Raw genomic sequence first — 24717 nt, 5'->3', positions numbered from 1 at the left:
CGTAAATTCTTCGATTCTTTAATGATTCTTTTGAAACTCCCAATACGGCAAGATTCGCTTCGTTGTTATGCTGTCTTGTTCCTTGCTTGTCAATTAGACAAACAAGAAGTCCTCTTCCTTAATGATTAGCAAGATTCTATTAAAAGACATAATTAACAAGGAATCTAAATCTACCAAATTGCGGATTGCCAAGTAAATATCCATAATACGCTGCCATGCTGATACTTGGTGTTACTTGATAAGTGATAGTTGGGCTTACTTCAATAAAGTTAGCTTTTTTGATAGCGTTCTCTTTAGTATAAAGTTTTCCATTGGCATTGAGGGTTCCATCTGTGCCGGCTTTTTTGAGATAATAGAAATGTGAAGTTGCAACATAGACCACATCCAAAGATGCCCCAAATTTCTTGTATTTCATTTCAGCTTTTAGATACCCGCCATACAACCAGCTTTTATCAAAGCCCCCTGTGCCTAAGATCCCAAAGCCATTTGCTTCTGGTCCAGAATAGCCATTCCAAAGTACGCCGCCTAGCTTTAAGCCGCCTGTATTATCAATCAATGTACCATATCCTGGTCCAAAGCTTCCCATAGTTCCAATAGAGAAACCAACAAAACCAATGGATTTAGGAGCATCAGAATCTTCTGCCGAAGAGTCTGATAAATGATATTTATAATCTATGCGCAGATTATACATACCTCTTTGCTTCGCGAAGTTATATCCATTAGATCCTGTTGGTCCAGTTTGCTGATATATCGCACTGAATGTAGTAGCATTACTAAAAATATGCGGATTATCAGTTAGACGCGTCGAGCTTCCTTGTATAAGGATACCTAGAGAATTATTACCAAACTTTGCTGTATATCCAATATTCCCAAAAAGCATAAAATCAAACCATCTATTGCCATACGCATAAGTTAGATTATAATCTAAGCCTGTTTGCTTCGTGAAATCAGAACCACTCCCAAGAGAGAGAAGGAACACATTATTTCCAATACCTGCGTTATTTTGCATGTTGCCTCTAGGAGAGAAGTAGATATCATCACCCATCCATGTATCCCACCATTGCAAGCCGATATTGAGAGCTGATATATCTTTATTTTGAATAAACACACCCATTGCTCTATCAAGCACATTATCGGTAAACACTGTGCCCGGCGATTTCTGTCCAGCAATGATTATAGTGTCTGTGCCTAACTGCTCTTTTGCATTGTAAGTAAGATAATAATCGCTAATACTGAATCTATCTACCGTTGTTTCGCTTACATCGCCTCGGCTTGCTCCAATATCACCGTCTGTATTGTTGCTATCAGGCACAGAAGAACCCTTAGAGAAAAAGATCCCTACAGAACCACTCCAGCCATTTACGGCACCAGTTGTTACAACCGGCTTAAATCGCCATTGCCACCTTGTACCCTCACCATCTCGTCCGTGCAAACTAGAAATACGCGTAAAAGCAAAGCCGCTAATTGTCGCATTATCAATTATTTCAGAGAGCTTACTTGCTGCTTCTAGACTACTTAATGAAGCACCGAATATAAAACTCGCAACGAATAATTTCCTATGTCCAGTTGAAAATTTTGTGGGAAAAAATTGAGAAGTTGTTGTATTCATAAACACACCTTAAAATTAGTTTGCTCTTAATATACAATAAGCTGCGAAAAAATCCTAAAAAAATTAAGGAAATGCGAATATCTTGCGACAATATGCTATTTTTAGTGAAGTATAATTTATCAAAAAGTAATATTTATTTGTTTATATTATTATTTCATAAAAATATTAATTATTAAATATATATATTTTTGAATAATTATATATTGAATATATAATTATTCAAAAATAATAATAACTAATTTAAAAAAGATAGAAATAGCTTTATAAAATGTTACGAATAGATACTATATTGCAGATATTCATGTTTATTTTTCTTGTATTTACAATATTATTCTGATGTGATGTTAGGCAAATTGCATTTATCTTATAATGTCTCTTTATATTTGAGATTAAAGCTGTAATTTACTGTTTGAGTGTTCGTGCGAAATGATTGCTTATAGAATCTGCAAAGATATTATAGATATTGTGATTGTGCAGAGTTATAACGTTTCTTGAAAACCATTGCTATTTTTCTTGTTTAATGACACCTAATAGCAAACAGAACCAAAAGAGGACAAGCAATAGCAATGAAAAAGGATTCTATGAAAAGATTCTATGCGACTTAGAGTATGTTTTTCTTAAAAAATATTTTGTTTATAAAGTGTTTGTGTCTCATACGTTTTCTTTGTAATTTTTAAAAATATCCTGTGTGATTTTATAGCTGCAAAATTTCGGTCCACACATTGAACAAAATTCCGCGTCCTTAAATACTTCTTGCGGGAGGGCTTCATCATGGAATTCACGCGCTCTTTCTCCATCAAGTGCCAACTCAAACTGCTTATTCCAATCAAAGCTATATCTTGCATCACTCATCGCATCATCTCTGTCTCTAGCTCCGACTCTCCCACGTGCAATATCTGCTGCATGTGCGGCGATTTTATAAGCGATAATGCCCTCTCGCACGTCGTTAGCATTAGGCAATCCTAAATGTTCTTTAGGGGTTACATAGCAAAGCATTGCTACACCTTTCCATGCCGCCACGCAAGCACCAATTGCGCTTGCAATGTGATCATAACCTGCGGCAATATCAGTAACCAAAGGTCCTAATACATAAAAAGGAGCTTCATTGCAAAATTGTTTTTGTAGCTCTACATTGCGTTCAATTTGATTGAGCGGCACGTGCCCTGGTCCCTCTATCATCACCTGCACGTTGGCATGATAAGCTCTCTTAGCAAGTTCTCCTAATATTTTAAGCTCGGCAAATTGCGCCTCATCGCTTGCATCAGCCAAGCAACCAGGCCGCAAAGAATCTCCTAAAGAAAGTGAAACATCATATTCCTGACAAATCTTTAGAATCTCATCAAAATATTCATAGAATGGATTTTGTTTGTGATAATGCAGCATCCAGCTTGCCATTAAGCTCCCACCTCGACTCACAATACCCATTTTACGTTTGGCGACAAAAGGCATGTGTTCGAGCAAAAACCCGCAATGAATCGTGAAATAACTTACGCCTTGTTTGGCTTGTTTGCGCAAGACGTTGAGCATTGTGTCAATATCAAGTCGTAAAACATCGTTTTGTACATCATGGAGAATCTGATACATGGGCACTGTGCCAATAGGCACGCTTGAAGCTTGTATAATTGCCTCTCTAATTTTATCCAAGTCTCCACCTGTGCTTAAGTCCATTACAGTGTCAGCACCATATTTGATAGAGGTTTTGAGCTTTTGCACTTCCTCATCAATGTCTTCTACAATCTGTGATGAACCGATATTAGCATTGATTTTTGTGCGCGTAGCGATACCAATACCCATAGGTTCAAGATTTTTATGATTAACATTTGCAGGGATAATAAGCCTGCCTCTTGCAACTTCCTTTTGGATAAGCCCGGGGTTTAGATTCTCAATGTTTGCGATATAACGCATCTCTTCAGTAATGATTCCCTGTTTTGCATAATATAACTGCGTCTTAATTGCGTCATCTTTTCTTTTTTCTATCCAAGAATTTCTGATATTTTCGCTCATTGCAATTCCTTAAACTTTCATTTCCCGACTTAACTATTCAGGCAATTAATTATATAGTAAAAACTACAAAAATCTTAATAAAGATACATTTCTGCATAATGATAAAATAATAAAGTAACAAAGTATATCTTCGCTATTATATATTGTATAAATTGGTAACAATTTATGTTATAATCTTCCATTGCAACAAACGAGAATTTACCAACATAGAAAGCTAAGATTCTAATCAATGTTACCACGACAACTATCATTGTAAGGCTATTAAGGACCATTAATGAGAACACGTTTGCAAACCATTTCAATTATTATTATGGCTGCAGGAGATTCGACACGATTCCATTATGATGCAACATCTATAAACTCTTGTGCACCTCAAATACAGACAAAAAAACAATGGCTGCGCTTAGGTATTACTCCTTTATGGCTTGTTGTTATGGAGTCACTTATCCAAAAAGTTCTGCCATTTTGTTGTAATACAGCGTTAGGTAATTTTCTCTTAGAATCTTCTGACAAACAAAAGCAAGATAAAAGAATAAACGGTAGCTATACGGCGAAAGATATACAGATTCTCGTGCAACAATATGGAGATAATCCGCAATCATTAGAGATATTAATAGACATTCTACAAAAGCCATTTCTTAGTCAAGTAATTGTTACCGCTTCGCCAAAAGATAGATTCTATATGCAAAAGTTATTGCCCGATACGTTGCCAATAGCGTATTCTCATTCGTCCGCTATATTTTCTATTCCTATGCAGATCGTCGAAGGTGGAAGTTCACGTTATGTTTCTTTACAAAATGCCTTAAAGCAAGTGGATTCAGACTTTGTATTGGTTAATGACTGTGCAAGATGCAACATACAGCAAACGGTTTTAGAAAGATTATTTTGTGCGCTATTAGAAGATAGCTATGATTGTATTGCTCCTTATTTGCCTGTGAATGACACGGTGCTCTATGCGCAAAATTCAGATTCCCAATCCTATCAACATGTCTCTAGGGAATCTCTTAGACTCATACAAACCCCACAAATTTCAAAAACCTCCATGCTTTTAGAATCTGCGAAGCTGAAACAAGACTTTAGCGATGAAACGAGTGCGATTTGTGCCTTGCCTAATACCCGCTTAGGGTTAGTGTTAGGCGATACAACTATGAATAAGCTCACTACAAAAGAGGATTTATCGCTGTTAAAACCGCTCTACAAGATGTATGCTACAACGCAGTTATTAATAGGGCAGGGCAGTGATATACACGCATTTATAGATTCTAAGCCCCTGTATCTTTGTGGTGTGCAAGTGGAATCGAAGCAAGGATTGAAAGCGCATAGTGATGGCGATGTGGGAATCCACGCGATTATAGATTCTCTGCTTGGAGCAATGAATTGCGGAGATATTGGTGAAATATTTCCCGATACGGATTCTGCTTTTAAGGATATAGATTCTAAAATTCTTTTGCAAAGAATCTATGATTATTGTTTGAGCACAGGACTTGAAATAAGCAATCTGGATATAACTATTATCGCACAAACGCCTAGAATTTCTCCTTATAAAACACAGATGCAAGAGACTTTATCGCAGATTCTCTATTTGCCTAAATCACGAATAAGTATCAAGGCTAGCACAGCGGAAAAACTGGGCTTCATAGGTAGACAAGAGGGAATATTCGCACAATGTGTTGCCGCTTTACAGCCTCGTATATACCCAAATATATAATTAAGGAATCACTATGAACGTTTTAATTATTGAGAGCGAAACATATCTCGCTCAAAGTATTGCAAGCAAACTGGCAGACAGCAATCACGTTTGCCTTATTACTTCTTCGCTAGATGAGGCAATGAATAGAGATGGGTTTGATATTGTTTTGCTATCAATGAATACAGTAGGGCAGCATTACCGTAGTATTATTGAAAAGCATCAAGACGCTATTATTATCCTTATGGTATCTTATATTAGCGATGATACAGTATCTAAGCCACTTAAGTTGGGAGCAAAGGATTATATTATTAAGCCTTTTATTATGGATGAGTTGGTGCGTAAAATTGAACATTATTGTGGGTTTAAGGAATTAGTAGAAAATATCAAGTTTTTTAACAATTACTTCACTTTTATACAAAATGAACTCCAAATCCCCGCATTACCACAGTATAATCCTCCTATTCTAATTAAAGCGAGCTCACAACGAAGCGCGGATATTTATGCAATGAAATACGCTATTGAACGAAATATGCGTTTTAATTTCCTAAATCTTAAATATATTACATGGAGAGACTATCATTTTGATAAGCAACAATCTTATTACATCACAAATTGCGAGAATCTCAAGAAGCATGAAAAAAAAGAATTTTTAGACTTTATGGCGAGCTATCAGTTTGTAATTATTTCTATGATTTCTGACGATAAAATAACATTCCCGCATATTGTGGATATTACAAATATGGCAAACAATCTTGAAATTGGCAGTGAGATCCTTTCTATTCGTGAGTATGAAAGAATTGTTATTACAAAATTCGAAGGTAGATATCCAGATGTAGAATTGGCAAAGAAGCTTGGTATGAGTCGTAAAAGCTTATGGGAGAAAAGGAAGAAATATGGAATCTCAAGGAAAAAATAAACAGCTTTATATTGATAAAGAGGCAATTTCTGTCTTAAACCTTGCGCAAGAAGGATTGCTATATCCCGCAACGACCATTATGAATCAAGAACAAATGGATGTTGTAAATACTAGCGGAATATATAAAGACCAAAGCTATCCTTGCCCTTTTTTACTAAGCCCAAGCGGGAAACGAAACAAAGAAGTGTTGGAAAATGCCAAAAAAGGCGACAAATTAGACTTTATTACAGACGGCAAAAAGTCTGGCAGTATCATAGTAGATTCTGTGTTTAGCATCAATAAACAAGAACGAATAAGTAAAATTATGGGTGGGGATTTTGCCTCTCGTTCTATCAAAGAAATCGAGAATCGCATCGGAAATTTATGTGTTTGTGGGGACTACACCTTGGAAGAGAATCCAATTGAGAAGCATAAAAAAAGGCTAGCCCAACGTAAGGAGATCCTTAATGCAAAAAACATTATGGGTATTGTTATGCACGCTAGTCCATTGCATAGAGTCCATGAGAAAATTATGCGCGAAGCACTTGGGAATTGTGATTTGCTAGTAATCTTTCTATTAAAACCAAGAAAAGATACATTGATAGATTATAGCTTACGTCTTAAATGCCTCGAATTTCTGATTGACAATTACCTGATGAAAGAGAAGGTTATTATCATTCCACACGATGATACTTATCTTTATGCTGGGCAAAATAAAATGATTATGAATGCCATCGTGGCACGTAATTTTGGTTGCAATAAGTTACTTGTTGGAGAGAATAACCGCGGGCTATCTGTGTATTATTTAAATAATGAAATACATTCGATTTTTGATTCTTTACATGGGATTACTATCGATATACAGATTCTACCTGAATATGTATATTGTGATATTTGTAAAACTTTAGTTTCCATTAGAACTTGCCCACACGGACATCATCATCACATTAATTACAATGCAGAATCTTTTATTGAGTTTTTCAGATTAGGGCTTTTGCCTCCAGCTATGCTTGTAAGAAGACAGATTTCGGCGATTATTCTTTCTTCGCTTTTTCCTAATAGATTTAAAGATTTAGACAGGTTGTATTATGATATTTTGCCATCTAATGGAATCATACAAAATAAAGGTGAAGAAGAGTTCTATCTTAAGTTAATGCGGCTATATCAAACCACTTCACTTAACTAATGCGCGTATGAATTGCAATGTGATTCTCAACTGCAATTCTTGATAGCATAGAATCCTTTTAATTAGGCAATGTGTTACCCGCTCGCTGTCATTATAAGGATTTCTTTTTAGGCTTTTGTTATTATTTTTGTGGATAAAATCCCGTGCGGCTTACCATCTATACCCAAGCGAGAAAGTCATAATGCGTAGCTGTCCAGTGCCACCACTTGCATAAACGCTTCTCGAACTATTCTTGAAAGTTTGGGATAAGGCGAGCCCTAAATCAAAATCTTTAAGATTATATTTTGCGCCAATGCCTACCATATAGCCGTCGCTATCTGGTATGCCGATTGCGTTTTGTGGTACAGGAGCTTTATCATACGCGCCAGAGAGCATAAATCGCAATCTAGGACCAATGTAAGTAACACCTACGCGAAAGGTATCAGTGTCCACCCAACCATTCCCCATAGCCACTGCGCTAAAGTCTGCTAGGTTTATCATGCCTTTTAGCATGTCTTGCGTAAAACTTTCAGGGACGCTACCCGGACTAGGAGTAAAAACTGCTCTATCAAAGTCAAATTCTGTATCGAACTTTCTGCCTTGACTCCAGAATGTCCTTTCATAAGTTGCTTCAAAGCGGACTTTACGGAATTTGCCCACTTCAAATTCGTGGCTATATGCCACAGTGAGAATCTCCGGCATGGTTACATACAAAAAGAGCGGGGCATCCATACGAACACTTCCCACAGGTCCGCCAATCACAGTATCAGCACTCACTTTCCCCTCAAACTTCATGGCTACCGGGCTATTATATACAATAGAAAATGTGCTTCCTTTACCAAGTCGCAAAAGAGACAGCGACACGAGCTCCAATGCCTAAATCACTACCATCACTTTGTTGAATGACTTTTGCAGTGCCGACAAGACAGGTTTGTATCTCTGCAACCATAACCTTAATAGCATCTAATTGAGAAGAATTTGGGGGTAATTGTAAAGGAAGAAAAAATATAGGATTATCAATAATAAGATCAAACATTGCTGCCATATCTTCTGGAATCAAACCATCAGGCAAAGATTGTAATATCTTAGGGTCAAAAGCTGGGGTACAGTTAGGTGCTTGCACTAAATTCCCGTTACTATCTTTTACTTTTGATGGTAAAAAATTTGTAATATTTGCCTCTGTAATTGCTTGCTGATTAGCCGTGCCTAAAGGCACATAAACGACATTGTTAAATTTCCCCATACCATAGAGGATTCGAGGTGCTATTCCTATGCTAAATCTGTCTGCATAGGTGTAGCTGATCGAAGGAGCAAACTCTATCAAGAAAATAAACACATCTTGCAAAAACTCTCCACCCAAACCATTCCACTTCATAGCCAATCCGCTTGGTGCGCTAAAACTTGCCCCAAAGGTAAAACCGCTATAAGTCTTAGATTTGTAAAAAAACTTAGGAAGCATAAAGTTTGTATCGCCCGTAGAGCCACTTACCATAGCAGGATCTGCCTCTGTATGCTGCAAAAGCACTTCACCGGGAATAAGGGCTATATTCAATGTTTGCATAATTGGTTGCAGTGTTCCAACAACTCCTCCATATCTCATATATGTTTTAGAGCTAAGTCCTTGGTTAGTACTAGGTACGTTGAAATCGAATCCGGGTATATTAATTACACTAAATGCAAACTCAAATTCATGTCTGTTTTCACCCCAATCATTTTTGAATCCCATATTAGCTGGATTGTAATAACTTGCATCTGCCCCTCTAGCTCCAGCCACATAAGCAGAACTTAGCGCGGTCGCATTAAGACTTTGTTCTTGAATCTTAAATCCATTTGCTAGGCAATAATAAGCTATAAAATGGATAGCACCAAGAAAATAGACAAATTTCACGAGCCCTTTTCTCATTTAAGTAATCCCCCTTTATCTATTTATGACTCTTGACACCCTTAGATTCTATAAAGATTTTATGTATAAATGCTAACTTATCCCAAAATTCTCTCAAAACGTAGTGAGTATTCCTCATTCGTTTTGGGCAAGAATAAACAAGAAGCAAAGAGATATTTAGAGCGAATCCATTGAATCGTTAGGTAGATAGGTAGAACAAATTGCTAACAAATTTTTATTATGCTCCATATCTAACAATAAGTAACATTAAAAAAAAAAACAAAGAATATATCGCTGACTATGAAGAGCTAAGAACATGTTTATGTTTCATAAACGTTCAAAAAAAGAACCTAAACAATCTTATTTTTACTAAAATAAACAAAATAAAATTTTCATTATTACAAGGTTTCTATAAAATTACACAATATGTATAGATAGCTATAATTTTCTGTATAGTTTTGAAACAAAAGACGGTGTTTATTTCTTTCTTTTTCTATTTTTGTTGAATTTACTTTCTTTTTGTGGTTTTATAGGAATAAGGAATATTTTCCTTAAGCAATTAGATAAAGGAGATATGTATGAACACCGAAGTCAAAGTTATGGGTATCGATGCCGGCGGCACGATGACAGATACTTTTTTTGTGAAAGCAAATGGAGAATTTGTCGTTGGCAAGGCGCAAAGTAACCCACAAGATGAAAGTCTAGCTATCTATAATAGCTCGCAAGACGCCCTAGCGCATTGGAATAGTAATGTAGATGAGGTTTATCCACAACTTGTTACATGCGTTTATTCGGGCACGGCAATGTTAAACCGCGTTGTGCAACGCAAAGGGCTCGAAGTTGGGCTTATTTGCAACAAAGGTTTTGAGCAAATGCATGCTATGGGAAGAGCCCTGCAATGTTATCTCGGCTATGCGCTTGAAGAGAGATTGCATCTCAATACCCACAAATATGATGATCCACTTGTGCCGCTTAGTCGCATAAGAGGCGTAACTGAACGAACCGATGTGCAAGGTGATGTGGTTATTCCTGTGCGCGAACAAGAAGTACGGCAAGTAACCAAAGAGCTTATAGAGCAAAATGCCAAAGCAATCGTGATTTGCCTCTTGCAATCACATAAGAATCCAGAGAGCGAAAGAAAAGTTCGCGATATCGCAAAAGACGAGCTAAAAAGGCTAGGCAAGGCAGATATTCCTGTATTTGCAAGCGTAGATTATTATCCATCACGAAAAGAATCTCACCGCATGAATACAACCATCCTTGAAGCCTATGCGGCAGAGCCATCAAGGCAGACATTGCAAAAAGTGAGCGACCGCTTTAAAAAGCATGGCGCAAAGTTTGATTTGCGCGTTATGGCAACCCATGGCGGCACAATTAGCTGGAAAGCAAAAGAGCTCGCAAGAACGATTGTTTCTGGTCCTGTGGGCGGTGTTATTGGCTCTAAGCTCTTAGGCGAAGTGCTTGGCTATGACAATATTGCTTGTAGCGATATTGGCGGAACAAGCTTTGATATGGCATTAATCGTTAAAGGCAACTTCTCTATTGCTCAAGACCCCGATATGGCTAGGCTTGTGCTTTCACTCCCACTTGTAGCAATGGATTCTGTAGGTGCTGGCGCGGGAAGCTTTGTGCGGCTTGATCCTCATAGCGGCGCAATCAAGCTAGGACCTGATAGTGCGGGCTATAGAGTAGGCACTTGCTGGAAAGATAGCGGGCTTGATACGGTTTCGGTTAGCGATTGCCATGTTGTGCTAGGCTATCTCAATCCGAATAATTTCCTTGGTGGATTGATTACGCTTGATGTGGAACGAGCAAGACAACACATCAAAGCACAAATCGCCGACCCGCTAGGGCTAAGTGTCGAAGACGCGGCAGCGGGCGTGATTGAATTGCTCGACCTTGAGTTGCATGAATATTTACGCTCAAATGTGAGCGCGAAAGGTTATAGCCCATCTGATTTTGTCTGCTTCTCGTATGGCGGGGCTGGACCTGTGCATACCTATGGTTATACCGAAGGGCTTGGATTCAAAGATGTGATTGTTCCAGCTTGGGCTGCTGGGTTTAGTGCGTTTGGTTGTGCTTGCGCTGACTTTGAATACCGCTATGATAAGAGCGTAGATATTGCTTTAGCGCAATATGCAAGCGTTGAAGAAAAAGTACAAGCTTGCAAAACCATACAAGAAGCATGGGAAGAGCTTACACACAAAGTTATTGAGGAATTTGAACTCAATGGCTTTAGCGCAAAAGATGTAATCTTAAAGCCCGGCTATCGTATGCAATACATGGGGCAGCTTAATGACCTAGAAATCTCTTCTCCAGTTCTTAGCGCAAAAGATGCAAAAGATTGGGATAAGATTGTTGAAGAATATGAAAAATATTATGCACGCGTGTATTCTGAATCTGCTTGCTCACCTGAGCTTGGATTCTCTATTACAGGTGTGATTATGCGTGGCTATGTTGTTACTCAAAAGCCTGTGATTCCCGAAGAAAAGGAATACGGCAAAACACCTGATGCAAGCGCAAAAATCGGCACAAGGAAATTCTACCGACATAAAGAATGGGCAGATGCAGATGTGTGGAGCATGGAAAAATTAAAGCCCGGAAATGAAGTTTTTGGTCCTGCAATTGTTGAATCAGATTCAACGACTTTCATTGTTCCTAAAGGCTTTGCAACTACCCTTGATAAACACAGATTATTCCACTTAAGAGAAACAAAATAAGGAGACAATATGGCAAATTTATTAAAAAATGGCAAAACGTTGAGCCAAGAACGCAAAGAAATCTTGGATAGAACCCACAAAACAGGCTATTACAATGGCTTAGAGCGACTTGAACTCAAAGAGAAGAATCCAATCGGTTATGAAAAAATCTTTTCAAAACTTCGCGGTGGAATCGTGCATGCAAGAGAGACTGCGAAAAAAATCGCCGCATCACCTATTGTTGAACAAGAAGGCGAACTCTGCTTCACCCTCTATAACGCTGTGGGCGATAGTATCCTCACTTCAACAGGGATTATTATCCATGTGGGCACAATGGGTAGCGCGATTAAGTATATGGTTGAAAATGGTTGGGAAGACAATCCGGGCATTAACCCAGGGGATATTTTCACAAACAACGATTGCTCTATCGGTAATGTGCATCCTTGCGATATTATGACGATTGTTCCTATTTTCTGGGAAAGCAAGCTCATTGGTTGGGCTGGTGGCGTTACACACGTAATTGACACAGGCTCTGTAACTCCGGGCTCGATGAGCACAGGGCAAGTGCAACGTTTTGGCGATGGCTATATGATTACATGCCGCAAAACAGGGGCAAACGATGAGAGCTTCAAAGATTGGCTACACGAATCACAACGCAGCGTGCGCACGCCAAAATATTGGATACTTGATGAACGAACAAGAATTGCAGGTTGCCACATGATTCGAACTCTCGTTGAGGAGGTTATTGCGCAAGAGGGCATTGAGAATTATATGAAATTCATCGGTGAAGTGATAGAAGAAGGCAGACGTGGGCTTGTTTCTCGTATCAAATCCACAACGATTCCGGGAATCTATCGCAAGGTAGCCTTTGTTGATGTGCCCTATAAACACGAAGATATTGGCGTTTGCTCTGAATTTGCAAAGCTTGATACGATTATGCACTCTCCTGTTGAGATTACAATCAACAAAGATGCAAGCTGGAAGCTTGACTTTGAAGGTTCAAGCCGATGGGGTTGGCATAGCTATAATGCGAACTCATGTAGCTTTACAAGCGGAATCTGGGTTATGATGACTCAAACACTCATTCCAACATCAAGGATTAATGACGGTGCTTATTTTGGGACAACCTTCCATTTGCCCAAAGGCACATGGATGAACCCTGATGACAGACGCACAGGGCATGCGTATGCGTGGCATTTCCTTGTTTCAGGCTGGAGCGCGCTTTGGCGAGGGCTTTCTCAAGCATATTATTCACGCGGCTATCTTGAAGAAGTCAATGCTGGCAATGCGAATACTTCTAACTGGCTACAAGGCGGAGGGATTAATCAAGATGGTGAGATTCATGCTGTCAATAGCTTTGAAACCTCATCATGCGGCACAGGAGCTTGCGCTATCAAAGACGGGCTAAACCATGCCGCAGCGATATGGAATCCTGAAGGTGATATGGGTGATGTCGAGATTTGGGAAATGGCAGAACCCTTGCTCTTCCTTGGGCGCACACCAAAAGCAAACACAGGCGGCTATGGCAAATACCGCGGCGGTTGTGGCTTTGAATCTTTGCGTATGGTATGGAAAGCACATGACTGGACGATGTTCTTTATGGGCAATGGCTATATGAATAGCGATTGGGGGCTTATGGGCGGCTATCCAAGTGCTAGTGGCTATCGCTTTGAGGCGCACAACACAGGGCTAAAAGACAGAATCAAAAATGAGCAAAGCCTACCTCTTGGCGGTGACTTTAACCCAATTGCAAAAGAATATGAAAAACATATCAACAAAGATGCAAAAGTCAAAAGAGATAAGCAATGTATGACAACAGAGGCTTGCTATGACAATTATGACTTGTATTTGAACTATATGCGAGGCGGTCCGGGCTTTGGCGATCCGCTTGAAAGAGAGATTGAGGCGATTGTAGAAGATTTGAATCTTCAATTATTGTTGCCTGAATATGCGCTTAAAGTTTATGGAGCGGTTGTGAGCAAAGATTCCAAAGGTGTGTATAGCTGCGATGTGGAAAAAACCAAACAAAAACGTGCAGAGATTCGCAAAGAAAGAATCAAACGCTCTAAGCCTGTATCACAATGGATTGAAGAAGAAAGGGTGAAAATCCTTGAGAAAAAAGGTGCAAGCCCACAAGTGCTACATATGTATGCGACAAGCTTTGCGCTCTCGCCTAAATTCCTTGATAAATTCCGCAAATTCTGGGGCTTGCCTGCAGGATGGAATGTCAAAGAAGACGAGCTAGGCGTCTATACCTATGGTTCAAAATACCGCATGGATTTATCGCAAATGCCTGATGTGAAAACTATCGTATTGACTGAAGAATAAAAGGAGAAATTATGTCAAAGTATACAAAAGAAGAAATCAAACACCTTATGGAAGGTACGCTCGATTGGGAGACAACCTTTAGAATGTTGAGTATGCCAAAAGACAAAGAAAGATTCGAAATCTATTTGGATCTTTTGCAAGAGAAAGTGGACTTTAAGGACAAGATTATCCTACCTCTAGGACCACATCTCTATGTTGTGCAAAAAAGCGACAAAACATGGGTGATTAAATGCAGCTGCGGGCATGAATATTGCGCACCAGAAGTAAATTGGAAGCTACACGCAAATATCTATGTACGTGATACTGCCGAAAAAATGCATGAAGTCTATCCGGAACTGCTTGCGAGCGATACAAATTGGCAAGTCTATCGTGAATATATATGCCCCACTTGCGGTGTGATGCATGATGTTGAGGCACCTACACCTTGGTATCCTGTTATTCATGATTTTGAGCCAAATATCAAAGCATTTTATGAAGATTGGTTAAAGATTCCTTTGCCTGAGAGAAAGGCATAGGACGTTTTAGTAAAGAGCGTTTTACATTTTAGTCGGAACATTGAGTTGGATTCCTTAAATAGCGTCTTTATATGAAGATGCTATTGTAAGCTTATGTTATTCTTTCATAATCTCTATTATCCGTTACTTATTAACTACCCATAAACTTTCATAGAATCTTGAATGTTGCGTAATATGCTGATTAAAAGATTCTAAACCAAATGTCTCAAGCAGTGTCTTTGTATATAATGGATTACGTCCGAGTCCAAAAGCCTGTGTTTTTATACCAATAGAATCTAAAATCAGTGGAGCAATATCAAAATGACTAAGTAGCCGATTGTGCAATAAGTTTGTTGTAGGATTGACGCTAAACGTAGCATTAAGGAATGCGTTATAGATTCTACGTTCGAGATTGTCAGGAAATAGTCCTTGTTGCATAGTTAAATGATCGCCTAGAATAATAATAGTAGTTGATTGTTTGTATTGTTTTGCGAGAGCTTGCGCGTGTGTTACAAAGTCATGAATCAGCCTATCGCTGCATTGCACGGCATTTGTATAGCCTGCTTGTAAATCCGAGCAGAGAATAGGATCTACGAATCCATTTGGGAAATGTGTATCTGCTGTGAGAATATATAATGCAAAAGGCTTTTTTGTTTGATAAAAATGCTCTAATTCTTGCCGTGCAAATGTGAAAAGTTTGGAATCCTCAAATCCCCAATTCTTTTTATAACCAAAAGGGATTTTATGCTCTCTTTTATAAGAATAAAAATCTTTGTAGGGAATCTTATGTGATGCAAAGAAGCTTGCTTTGCCTGCAAATTGTGCGTCGCTACCTAAAAGCATTAATTGCGTGTAATTTAGCTCGGATAGAATATCGCTTACACAAGTAGCCGAATCTAAGAAATACGCGTTATTAAAATCATTGCCCCCTATTGGTAGCCACAAAGGTACCGCACACAGATAAGAGACTAACCCAGCAATAGTCCATCCTGTGTTGGCAACTTGTATGAATCCGCCAAATTGCTCTGTATCGCTAAAGCTTACATTTTGTGTAGCTAACTCGCGAAGATAAGGAATGAGTTCAGCTTGCCCCCCCCCCCGTATTTTGTTGAAAGTGGATTCAAAAGACTCTGCAAAAATGATAATAAGATTATTGGTTGTGCTTAAATCAGTAGGCTTTGATGCTACTTTATAGTGTTCTTCATAAAATTGTGAATATTGTTTTTGTGTTGTATCAGCGATAAAAGTAAGGATATGCAATCGTTTTTCTGCGACAAATACGGCTATTACACACAATAAAACACATAAGCTGTATCGAAAGCTTAAATGGTATTGTTGTACCAGATGAATAAAAGTATGTAGGCATTTCCTCACGAATCCTACGCAAATCATAGGAAAAGTCATACAAAAGGCTAAGACGAGACTAGGAATAATCACAATCGCAATGAAGTTCTGTATGATTCTTATATCTGTACCTTGCAATGGAAAAGAAAGATGAAAAAGAATTTGTCCAAAGGTTACAACGCCAAAGGAGCTTTTTATCCAAACAAAAATAAATAACGTGGCAAATGAAAAAAAACTAAAAATGAAAAGTGCCGTTAGTGCAAAATACACGATAAGTTTCTTTTTTGTCATTGAATAGTCTCCAAATTTTGTCGTAGTTTGAATAAATTGTAAATCTATGTTTTTTTGCGATACCTGTAGTGATAGCGATTAAAACCAAAAAGAGGTCGCAAGAATCGCGGAATAAGCGCATTACACTTTTCTCGCAAGCGATACATAGTTACGTAGTCTTTTTGTGCATATTCATAATTTTCATAATTAAATCCTGTTCTATATCGTGCGTTATGGTGGATATTTATAGCAGTAGATTCTCGATGGATTTTTGTTCCTTTGGCAAAGATAGAATCAAAAAAACGTAATATCTTATTTTCGTAATAAGCAATGATGTCATAATCTTGCAAGAATACTTTTTCTTGCAGCACGCTTGCAAACAATGAAGGATCATTATCCACTTCGATAATACGTTCAATAGCTTCTTGAAATGAGGAAAAATCATGTAAATTGATATAAGCTTTGGGATTGACAATATATTCACCTTGTCCATTAGTTTGCGGCGTGTCGCTAAAATAAGGTGAATGCATACTAAGTGAGCTATCACCCCAATAGATAGGGATAGTTTTCGCTGCAAAGGCACTCCAAAGTTTCTCTGTGATATATCCGGGGTTAGAGGAATTTTCAAAGCAAAGATGAAATTTATATTGTGAAATAAACTTTCTTTTTAGACGCGGAAAATCATTAAATGGTACATTGCAGTGAGAATAGACAGAATCTATTGGACCGCCAATATTGTTTTTCCATCTGCCACCAGAATCCACCTTCTTGTAACGACATAATGCCTCAAAAAACTCATCACGTATGTTGCTGCCATACGGGCTACTTACTAAGAAACTGCAAAACTTTTGTTTTGATTCTATTTCTTCGCGACTTATTTCATGCCTCTTCATGCTAAGTCGTAAATCCTCATGATAATAATCAAGAGCAAAATGTGGCAACCTCATATATCTGTCCAGAAAATCGATATAATCAAAGCAAAGAGCGTAATCAGCAATATTAAAGTCTGGCGCAATATTTTCCTGCGTATGAAAAATGCGGACACAATCATATTGCAAATGCTCATTACCAAGAATGCTATACAGAATATAATCTGGATTATCGCTATATATTACCTTGTATTTTTTACGCAATAGCCTTACAAAATAGTTTGTCTCAAAGTTTTCAATAGTTGGCTTTTCCCACCAATCTAGAATCTTTAGTCTGATTTCTTGCACGGTCAATCCCTTGCGTAATAGAATGTTTCTCTATGATATGTTGTTTCTTGCGATTGTTTGAGACTAAAAAAAGTTGAACCACTTCCACTAAAGAAAACTTTCCCATATTTTTCTGTAAGAACGTGCCGCATTGATTCTAAAGGGTAGATCATACTCGCAGGTTTATAAAGGTCATTGAGTTCAAAGATTGAATGTGTTAGAAGAAGTGTTTTAGAATCTTTGGTTAAATCGATGTTTTGCTGTGTGGAATAATGCTTGGAATGCGCGCTATATCGTTTGGACTCTGTAGTCTCTGTCTGGAGCTTATCGAACATTGCATACACTTTACCTGTATGACAAGCAATACTATTGCAATGGAGAATCAAACAAATGGGTTTTTCGTAAAAAGGAATAATCACCTCACCCGTGCCAAATACATTAGCACTACAAAACGATAAAGATTGCGCGACGTTTGATTCGATATTGTAAGTTTGTGTGCGTATATGTGATTCTGTCTGCGCTTGCGATGCCGCAGCATAGTAAGCGTTAAGCGGATTAGGCGATACGTTTTGTTCGCTGGTTTTTGCTAGAAAAGATAGAGCATACTCTTTAGGATTTGATAAAAAGAAAGTGTGTAGGTTTTGCTCTCCTTGTAAGTACAAAACTACAAAGAATGGGACATCACTGCCTAAAGCTTGCGCGCATTGCAACACAGAATCAACATTAAGCCCCAAATTGAGAAGAGTGTTCATAGCAATAAGACTAATTGCTGCATTGACACTACCGCCACCAAGTCCACTACCTGTGGGTATATTCTTGAGAACCTTAACAAAAAGCAAAGATTCTTTTGATGTGGTCAAATCACTAATAACGTGCTGCTTAGAGTCATTATCGCTTGGGCACGTTACTTGTTGTTTAGCGGTTTGTAAGAGAATCTTATAGGCTTTATAAATCAAATTAGATTCTATCTCGCAATCAAAATTGCCTTGCAAAACAAGTTGCCTTTGTGTATGTAAAGGCGTTTGTTCGCGAAACAGTGGAATTTTAGAATCTTGTTTGTCATGCAAAGCATTTTCGCTACACAACGTGAAATACATAATGTCATATAGCTCTCCTAACGCAAGACAAAATCGCGAAGAAAGCTTATGAAGGCTAGGCTCCCGTGTATTCTGTGTTTGAGATGTAGAATCTTGAGTTTGGATTTTAAGAGTAATATTAATCTTTGGATAGGCTTTGATATAGAGTTCTCGTGGCATAGGTTATTGTTTTTTAGCTTGTTCTTGCTTAAAGACATCTTTGGCGTTAATTTCTCGTGAACGCTTGTTTTTTAAACGCATTCCTAACGCACTAAGCACATCTTGACTTACATTACCTGTTGCTTTAGTATTCTCGCTCTTAATAGCCTCTGTTAATTCTGCACGTAAAATAAGAGTTTTTGGAGGTGCTTCAAAACCTAGTTTCACATTACCTTTATCAATGCTTATCACTTTTAAGATAATGTCATTTCCTATAACGACACTTTCTTCTTGTTTTCTCGACAAAATTAACATTTATCAATCCTATTTACGATATATTTAATTTCTCTTTGTGTGGTAATCTCAATAATTCCATAATGCTTACCGAAATCTGCCAAATAGATTTTATTGCTAGTTGAGGTATTGGCGTGAGTATTATCTAAATAAATTTTCTTACCTTCCCATGCTTCTTTTGCATAATCAATGAGATTTATTGTATCATATTTTAAGGCATTTTGAATGTCTATTAAAACAAGTTTTAGTTTTTGACGCATACCGTTATAATCAAATTGCAATGGAATAATTTTGTCCGAATCAACACATTTATGATAAGCTAGATTACCTTCGCTCAATCGCTCTAAATAGCAGAGGCTAGCATTGCATTCTAAAAATTGCCCAATTCTTTCGGCAATACTACGTACAAATCCGCCTTCACTCATTGTTATTTTAAAACTAATAAATGGATGGTTGTAGGTTAGAAGTTGGCACTCTTTAATATCCATAACACATTGAGGCAAGCAAAAATCTTTGTTTGCTCTAGCAAGCTGGTAGGCGCGTACACCATTAATGTGCTTTGCGCTAAACTTAGGGGGAGTGAAATTCATACGACCTTTGAGAGCGTGCAGAGCAGATTTAATTTGTTGCAAATCCCTTGTCTTGACTTCCTTGATAGCTAGAATGTTTTCTGTATCTAAACTCGCACTTTGACAGCCTAGAAATACTGTTGCTAAATAGGTTTTATAGTCTTTATTAATATGGGGAAAAAGTTTTGTATAACGGTTCACTGCTATGAGAAGTTGCCCTCTTGCAAAGGGGTCTAATGTACCTGAAAAGCCTATTTTATCAATGGTAAGTCCTTCTTTCTGTAAGGCTACTTTGATTTTTTGTAGAAAGTTAAAACTTGAGATATAAGGAATCTTATAGGCTAATGCAAGGAATTGAGGGTATTGCATGAAAAATCCTATTTTTAAAATAACAGATCATTCTACTCAATGAATTACAATACTTTATCTTTCAGATTTTTATTTGTTGTTATACTGATAAAATAGACTAAGAATTTATTTGTGGGCTGGAGACTCTGATGTTACGTTTGGGGGGATAGCATGAGGCTTGTTTGTATATTCGTTATGTTGTGTTATAGGGTTTGCGGATTCTCAAGTAGATAATGAAAAGCTACGTAGTAAAACATATTGATTAGAATATTTGCAAGATAAAACAACGGATTATGGTTATTTTGAAAGCTTAGATTTTCTTTTTATCTCTAACAAACAAGTTCCCTCTCTTGCGCTTTACAGAATCACTAATTTTCAGTTACAACAAATCGGGGATTCTAAGGCATTAGTCGCGCGTATTATAGTCTATCCCAATGACATAGATAAGAAGCTTTTTCGTATAAGTTTTATGGAGCATAGTAAGAGTTGGAAGGGCACGGCAACCAGCAAGAAGAGGGAACTTTATGTTGCATTAGCAGAAGAAACTTTTAAGATTGTCAGTGAAAAATAGCATTCTAGCGACGTATTAAAGTGCTAAGTTATATTGCATGTTGTTTGTGGTTATCTAGTATTAATAGTTCTGTGTAACGTTAGTTGATAGCAGTGATGTAAATTAGATAAACATAAAGAACCATTATGATTCTGTATTAATTATTGGGTTAATAATGATATAGAATCGAGAATATCAAAGAATCATTTTGATTCTACATGCTGCTCTAGAGCCACCATGCTTTTTTCTATTAATTCGCAAAGAATATGAATGCAAAGAATATGAATCTCCTGTATCCTTGGTGTATCATTGCTTGGAGCAATGAGACTATAATCGCAAAGACTTTTAATAATTCCCCCATCTTTTCCACTTAAGGACACCGTAATGCAGTTGAGTTTATTGGCAGATTCCAAAGCATTGATAATATTTTTAGAGTTACCACTTGTTGAGATTCCGACCAATATATCTCCTTCTTTTGCTAAGGCTTCTACTTGTCGGCTAAACACGAAGTCATAGCCATAATCATTGCCAATAGCTGTTAATGCGGAAGTATCAGTGCTCAATGCGATAGCGCACAATCCTTTGCGTTCTCTTTTATATCGTCCTGTAAGTTCTGCGGCGAAATGTTGACTATCTGCCGCGCTACCACCATTCCCACAAATAAGAATCTTATTCCCCCTTACAAGTGCATTGCTCATTGCAAGTGCAGATTCTAAGAGTGCTGGAGAAAGTGTTTTTAGAGCCTTTTGTCCTACTTCGATATGTTCCTTGATTTCTGCTTGTATGGAATGTATATCCATGGATTCTGCAATAATAGACTCTTGTATTGTATTTTTGCTCATAACTCTCCTTTTTGAGACTTTACAACATTCTACTTAAATTTCTCATAATTAAGCAAATATACGACACTAAAATCTAATTTCTTATGAAAATGTGAAAATCAAAATTTATTTCTTTTATTATGGGCTTTGATTCTTATCTCTAGGTTAATTTAATCAGATTCTCAAATGTGAATATAAGCTTGTGCTCTGATATAGTCTGGAATACGTTTATCTGTTTTGGTCTGCGCCTGAAAGCAAGCTTTTTTGATGCTGTAGATTCTCATTTTAGTGAATTAGAATTTTATAAATCCCATTTTTAGCCCTGCTCGTTGCTTTATGTGGCATGGTAGAATTTTGAGTAATAATGAAATTGCTTGTTATGCTTCTCATTATGAACTTTGGCAAAATGCGTAGAATTGGACAGTGCCATCATTGTATTAGAGGATGACGTGATGTTTATGCCACATTTTTTACAGGGGCTAGAAGAGATTATCTCTTCGTCTTTGAGTTTCATACGTTTTTATTTTTTGGACAAGAAACGTATGAAGTTTGTATATAGAATCAGAGATACTTCGTTTTATTACACATTAAAGAATCTCAATGGCACACAGGGTTACTATATCACACCTAAAGCTGCTAAAAAATTTATAGAGCCAAAAATATTGGGATTCTCCTGTAGATGTGTCAATGGAGTTTGTTGCGCGTACAAAAGTGGATAATATTATTTATCAACCTTTTATTATCGCAGAAAGTGAACTCTCAACCCAAACAACGATTACAAATCGTTATACCAACACGAATGACGATGCCTTGCAGAGAGCTTCCCAAAATAGTTATGATTCTAAATGTTATCCCCCCCCCCCCCGTATTGTTGTCAAACTTGGTATAGGATACTTAGACCTTTTTATCGTTTGTTGGTACAAAGTAGGCGCGCAATTTTTAAGCTTTACTATCAACCACCAAAGATTTAAGCAGATATTAATCCTTATAAACGTGTGTTTAATGTTGTGATTATCTGATGCAAATCAATTTGCGATGGGCAAAAGTAGGGATTTTCTTGACATGACGAGTAGATATTCATAAATTAAGTAAAAGTAGAAGTATAAATATCGGTGTTAGTTACGGGGAATTATTAAGCAAAGGACATTAATTATTGTGCGTTTTTAAAGGTAACTTATCATCAAGTTTTTTACAGAATCTCATAGAAATAAGTATAATAAGCCATGAGACGTAAATCCATAGAAACACGAACATGATAATAGAAATAGAACCATAAATATTTTTATAAAATTGGTTATAACTCATATAATAGACAAAAACACTTCGAAAGAGATACCAAATACTCGCGCCTATCAAGCTACTTAATGCAAGCACTGTAAAACGCATTGATTTATTGGCTGCAATACGAAATAAAATCGCAAAAATTAGCCAAGTTGTAAGCATGGGTATTATTTTGGACATTTCCATAAAAACACTCCAATATTTTGGCGAAACAATTGCACCAAAATAGATAGAAGTTACAAAAAATATAGGCATCAGAGTAATGAGTAGCCAATAAATGATAAATGAGTCAAAAACATTGCGTTTTTTTGCCATGAAGATTCGTGCCGAAATATCATCAAAATTTCGAAAAAAGAAGAATGAGCTTACAAGGGCAACTAAAAAACCTATGAATCCCATTTCTTTACCATTAAGCAAAAATCTATCAATCATAAGCAAGATTTCGTTTGTGTTATTAGGCAAAATATTGTCGAGAATCAGTTTCTTAAAAGTCGCAATTTGATTATGAAAAACAGGAAAAGTTGTAAAAATTGAAATAAACACGAGTAATAGCGGGATAATTGAAAAAATATTATAAAAACTTAATGAGGAAGCATAGTGAAAGATTTTTTCTTTATCGGTAAAGTCATGATAGTATCTCCTGTATTTATAATATTTATCATATATTTTTGTCTGCAACATTGCGAAATATTTTCTTTTCTTAGTGGTTTTTAACGTGCATGTTTTTTTGTTATCATCTGGGGTATAGTTGTTTGATTCATGAATTTGTGCGCATTGTATATCAGCTATATCGGGCATAAAAGATATATTGTATGTTAATGTAAACTTTGAGGTATTGGGTGAGAATGAGGTATGGTGCTTATTAGTCATTTAAAAAATGATTCCTAATTTATAGAGTATCGTAATCTTGGTATGAACTAATCTAAAAACTCTTGCCGAATAAGTTTACCATAATAGTATTTAAGAGCTTCGATTTTCTGGTTATTATCGAAAATGTATAGCCAATTATGCAATACTCCATTTTTAAAATGCGCTTTTAGAATCTGTTCTTGTGTATTGTATTGGTAGAAAGTATTGTGAAGTTGAGACTTTTTATAGTAGCCAGAGAAATGCAATTTTCCATCAGGATAGAAGTGTTTGAAGCTTCCATCTAAATAACCGTTCTTATAATGTACTTCCCAAGCTATAATGCCGTTATTGTAATAGCCTATGAACTTTCCGTGTTTTAGAACGCCCTTACATAAACCATTCAGGAGTATGCTGTCAATCATGACTTGGCAAGAACTTAACTTCCCATATACAGACGAAGAAAGAAGAATAAATAACAGATACTTCATAAAATAAGCTTAGGTAATATTATCAATTGATTAACAATTGAATTTTAAATATTTCTGGAATACAACGTTAATTATTTGAGTGGTGAACATGAGATGCTTATAAACGATTCGATATTCACCCAGTCTTTTCTATGAAACTTTTATGATTATACGTTTTTAAATTATTTCACTTTTAATACTTCGTTAATCTTTTTAATCCTATCCTCGTCTAACAAATAATGCAAGTTCTTTTCATCTTGTTTGCTTTTACGCAATTCTTCCTTTTTCTTAACGATTCTATGAAGAATAGCTGTAGCCTTAGATGAGTTTCTGTCATATTTTGCTTCCTCAAGGTCTATTTGAAGATTCTTTATATCAAACCACACGGCTTCTCTGTATTCTTTAAATTTTTCAGTTTGTTTTTTTACTGCTTTACGGAAATCATACTCAATTTGTAAAATTTCTCTCTTTTGCTTAAAACTTGCATTTTCATATAAATCGCCAAGTATACCATCCGGTGATTTATGTGCGCTTTTTACACCATGATTGCCCGCATCTCCTGAATGTTTGTCCATATTCGGGCAGGCTACGAGCAATCCTGTAGTTGCAATAGAAACAAACAATAGTTTTTTCAACATTTTCATGACTTCTCCTTAAAATAAATATCTTTAATGTTGTTGGGAAATGCAAAATTATAACCAAATATTTTAATTTTGGTAGAATATTT

The 24717-nt window shown here is 36.9% G+C and carries 20 protein-coding genes and 2 pseudogenes; 9 read left to right on the top strand and 13 right to left on the bottom strand.

Features of this window, described 5'->3' with window-relative positions; genetic code table 11:
- Positions 1-139: 139 nt before the first annotated feature.
- Positions 140-1609 (bottom strand): major outer membrane protein, encoded by a 1470-nt coding sequence (locus CQA66_RS02430; protein WP_104762748.1) that lies wholly within the window; start codon positions 1607-1609, stop codon positions 140-142.
- A gap of 651 nt (positions 1610-2260) precedes the next feature.
- Complete coding sequence (gene thiC / locus CQA66_RS02425) at positions 2261-3613, bottom strand: phosphomethylpyrimidine synthase ThiC (RefSeq protein WP_104763277.1); 1353 nt, start codon at positions 3611-3613, stop codon at positions 2261-2263.
- A gap of 274 nt (positions 3614-3887) precedes the next feature.
- Here thiC and ispF point away from each other — a divergent pair, with 274 nt between their 5' ends.
- Genes ispF through CQA66_RS02410 form a run of 3 tightly spaced genes read left to right on the top strand, consistent with a single transcriptional unit; the run spans position 3888 to position 7384 of the window.
- A complete protein-coding gene (ispF, locus tag CQA66_RS02420) occupies positions 3888-5321 on the top strand; it encodes a 2-C-methyl-D-erythritol 2,4-cyclodiphosphate synthase (protein WP_233707753.1) in 1434 nt (477 codons plus the stop codon).
- Between the two features lie 13 nt (positions 5322-5334).
- Complete coding sequence (locus CQA66_RS02415) at positions 5335-6219, top strand: response regulator (RefSeq protein WP_104763276.1); 885 nt, start codon at positions 5335-5337, stop codon at positions 6217-6219.
- Positions 6197-7384, top strand: a complete 1188-nt coding sequence (locus CQA66_RS02410; protein ID WP_104763275.1) for a sulfate adenylyltransferase — start codon at positions 6197-6199, stop codon at positions 7382-7384. Before CQA66_RS02415 ends, CQA66_RS02410 begins: the two co-directional genes overlap by 23 nt.
- A 150-nt stretch (positions 7385-7534) precedes the next feature.
- Here the strand turns inward: CQA66_RS02410 and CQA66_RS09655 are convergent, their stop codons facing one another.
- Both CQA66_RS09655 and CQA66_RS09650 read right to left on the bottom strand, forming a co-directional pair.
- Positions 7535-8227: an OmpP1/FadL family transporter gene (locus CQA66_RS09655; protein ID WP_147289196.1), complete on the bottom strand. Its 693-nt coding sequence runs from the start codon at positions 8225-8227 to the stop codon at positions 7535-7537.
- 343 nt (positions 8228-8570) lie between these two features.
- Positions 8571-9251 (bottom strand): annotated as a pseudogene (locus tag CQA66_RS09650) (outer membrane protein transport protein); the annotation flags it as partial.
- A gap of 572 nt (positions 9252-9823) precedes the next feature.
- Here CQA66_RS09650 and CQA66_RS02395 point away from each other — a divergent pair.
- The 3 genes from CQA66_RS02395 to CQA66_RS02385 are packed head-to-tail and all read left to right on the top strand — an operon-like array spanning position 9824 to position 14787.
- A complete protein-coding gene (locus CQA66_RS02395) occupies positions 9824-11965 on the top strand; it encodes a hydantoinase/oxoprolinase family protein (protein ID WP_104763272.1) in 2142 nt (713 codons plus the stop codon).
- A 9-nt stretch (positions 11966-11974) separates the two neighbouring features.
- Positions 11975-14272, top strand: coding sequence for a hydantoinase B/oxoprolinase family protein (locus CQA66_RS02390; RefSeq protein WP_104763271.1), 2298 nt, complete (start codon positions 11975-11977; stop codon positions 14270-14272).
- A gap of 11 nt (positions 14273-14283) precedes the next feature.
- A complete protein-coding gene (locus tag CQA66_RS02385; RefSeq protein ID WP_104763270.1) occupies positions 14284-14787 on the top strand; it encodes an acetone carboxylase subunit gamma in 504 nt (167 codons plus the stop codon).
- A gap of 123 nt (positions 14788-14910) precedes the next feature.
- Here the strand turns inward: CQA66_RS02385 and CQA66_RS02380 are convergent, their stop codons facing one another.
- The 5 genes from CQA66_RS02380 to CQA66_RS02360 are packed head-to-tail and all read right to left on the bottom strand — an operon-like array spanning position 14911 to position 20043.
- On the bottom strand, positions 14911-16401 hold the full coding sequence (locus tag CQA66_RS02380) for a sulfatase-like hydrolase/transferase (protein ID WP_115582536.1): 1491 nt from the start codon (positions 16399-16401) through the stop codon (positions 14911-14913).
- Positions 16402-16445: 44 nt separating this feature from the next.
- Complete coding sequence (locus tag CQA66_RS02375; RefSeq protein ID WP_104763267.1) at positions 16446-17597, bottom strand: glycosyltransferase family 10 domain-containing protein; 1152 nt, start codon at positions 17595-17597, stop codon at positions 16446-16448.
- A gap of 2 nt (positions 17598-17599) precedes the next feature.
- Positions 17600-18832, bottom strand: a complete 1233-nt coding sequence (locus CQA66_RS02370) for a GHMP family kinase ATP-binding protein (protein WP_104763266.1) — start codon at positions 18830-18832, stop codon at positions 17600-17602.
- 3 nt (positions 18833-18835) lie between these two features.
- The gene (locus tag CQA66_RS02365; protein ID WP_104763265.1) at positions 18836-19126 is read right to left on the bottom strand and encodes a carbon storage regulator; all 291 of its coding nucleotides are present in this window, start codon (positions 19124-19126) and stop codon (positions 18836-18838) included.
- On the bottom strand, positions 19120-20043 hold the full coding sequence (locus CQA66_RS02360) for a pseudouridine synthase family protein (protein ID WP_104763264.1): 924 nt from the start codon (positions 20041-20043) through the stop codon (positions 19120-19122). Before CQA66_RS02360 ends, CQA66_RS02365 begins: the two co-directional genes overlap by 7 nt.
- A 250-nt stretch (positions 20044-20293) precedes the next feature.
- On the opposite strand from CQA66_RS02360, the gene CQA66_RS02355 reads away from it, so the two are divergent.
- On the top strand, positions 20294-20593 hold the full coding sequence (locus CQA66_RS02355) for a L,D-transpeptidase Cds6 family protein (protein WP_104763263.1): 300 nt from the start codon (positions 20294-20296) through the stop codon (positions 20591-20593).
- A gap of 182 nt (positions 20594-20775) precedes the next feature.
- Here the strand turns inward: CQA66_RS02355 and gmhA are convergent, their stop codons facing one another.
- Positions 20776-21372 carry a D-sedoheptulose 7-phosphate isomerase gene (gene gmhA, locus CQA66_RS02350; RefSeq protein WP_104763285.1) on the bottom strand — a complete coding sequence of 199 codons (597 nt, stop codon included), beginning with the start codon at positions 21370-21372 and terminating at the stop codon, positions 20776-20778.
- Between the two features lie 357 nt (positions 21373-21729).
- Between gmhA and CQA66_RS02340 the strand changes: the two are divergent.
- Together CQA66_RS02340 and CQA66_RS02335 are read left to right on the top strand one after the other, a co-directional pair.
- Positions 21730-22112, top strand: a pseudogene (locus tag CQA66_RS02340) (glycosyltransferase family 25 protein).
- The gene (locus CQA66_RS02335) at positions 22081-22404 is read left to right on the top strand and encodes a hypothetical protein (protein WP_147289195.1); all 324 of its coding nucleotides are present in this window, start codon (positions 22081-22083) and stop codon (positions 22402-22404) included. Before CQA66_RS02340 ends, CQA66_RS02335 begins: the two are co-directional and overlap by 32 nt.
- Before the next feature lie 135 nt (positions 22405-22539).
- On the opposite strand, the gene CQA66_RS02330 is transcribed toward CQA66_RS02335, so the two are convergent.
- From CQA66_RS02330 to CQA66_RS02320, 3 genes are all read right to left on the bottom strand, one after another.
- Positions 22540-23544 (bottom strand): YihY family inner membrane protein, encoded by a 1005-nt coding sequence (locus CQA66_RS02330; RefSeq protein WP_233707751.1) that lies wholly within the window; start codon positions 23542-23544, stop codon positions 22540-22542.
- Between the two features lie 47 nt (positions 23545-23591).
- Complete coding sequence (locus CQA66_RS02325) at positions 23592-24011, bottom strand: toxin-antitoxin system YwqK family antitoxin (protein ID WP_104763260.1); 420 nt, start codon at positions 24009-24011, stop codon at positions 23592-23594.
- A gap of 161 nt (positions 24012-24172) precedes the next feature.
- Entirely contained in the window at positions 24173-24634 is a 462-nt protein-coding gene (locus CQA66_RS02320) for a hypothetical protein (protein WP_104763259.1), read from the bottom strand.
- Between the last annotated feature and the right edge of the window lie 83 nt (positions 24635-24717).

Source organism: Helicobacter aurati, assembly GCF_003364265.1.
GTDB lineage: Bacteria > Campylobacterota > Campylobacteria > Campylobacterales > Helicobacteraceae > Helicobacter_A > Helicobacter_A aurati.
This window is presented reverse-complemented; position numbering and strand designations above follow the sequence as displayed.